The sequence below is a fragment of the Arsukibacterium indicum genome (genome assembly GCF_019100565.1).
Classification (GTDB): domain Bacteria; phylum Pseudomonadota; class Gammaproteobacteria; order Enterobacterales; family Alteromonadaceae; genus Alishewanella; species Alishewanella indicum.
The window spans coordinates 3,300-3,693 of sequence record NZ_JAHRID010000017.1 but is presented as its reverse complement, the minus strand read 5'-3'; the positions used below and the strand labels follow the sequence as shown (position 1 = coordinate 3,693).

Genomic DNA, 394 nt, shown 5'->3' with positions numbered 1-394 from the left:
AATGCCTGACCGCCGTATGTCTTAGCTAATACGTTAGTGATAGCAGCTGTCAGAGTAGTTTTACCGTGGTCAACGTGGCCGATAGTACCTACGTTTACGTGCGGTTTTACGCGTTCAAATTTAGCCTTAGCCATAAGTAACCCTTATTAAACAAAACGGCGGTTATAAATTGATTTGTATACAAACGAGAGGCGAACAAGATGGTGCTGATACCCAGAATCGAACTGGGGACCTCATCCTTACCAAGGATGCGCTCTACCGCCTGAGCTATATCAGCAAGTAACATGTTTTGGAGCGGGCAGCGGGAATCGAACCCGCATCATCAGCTTGGAAGGCTGAGGTAATAGCCATTATACGATGCCCGCGGCCTACTCGTAGCTATTTGACTGACTGA

At 47.2% G+C, this 394-nt stretch carries 1 protein-coding gene and 2 tRNA genes; all 3 read right to left on the bottom strand.

Going from position 1 to position 394, the window contains the following annotated elements; all coding sequences use genetic code 11:
- The coding region (locus tag KQY15_RS18925) for a GTP-binding protein (RefSeq protein WP_254795849.1) at window positions 1-134 on the bottom strand (134 nt) is incomplete at its 3' end.
- Window positions 135-201: 67 nt separating this feature from the next.
- A tRNA-Thr gene (locus KQY15_RS18920) sits at window positions 202-277 on the bottom strand.
- Between the two features lie 13 nt (window positions 278-290).
- Window positions 291-365: transfer RNA gene (locus KQY15_RS18915), tRNA-Gly, on the bottom strand.
- Between the last annotated feature and the right edge of the window lie 29 nt (window positions 366-394).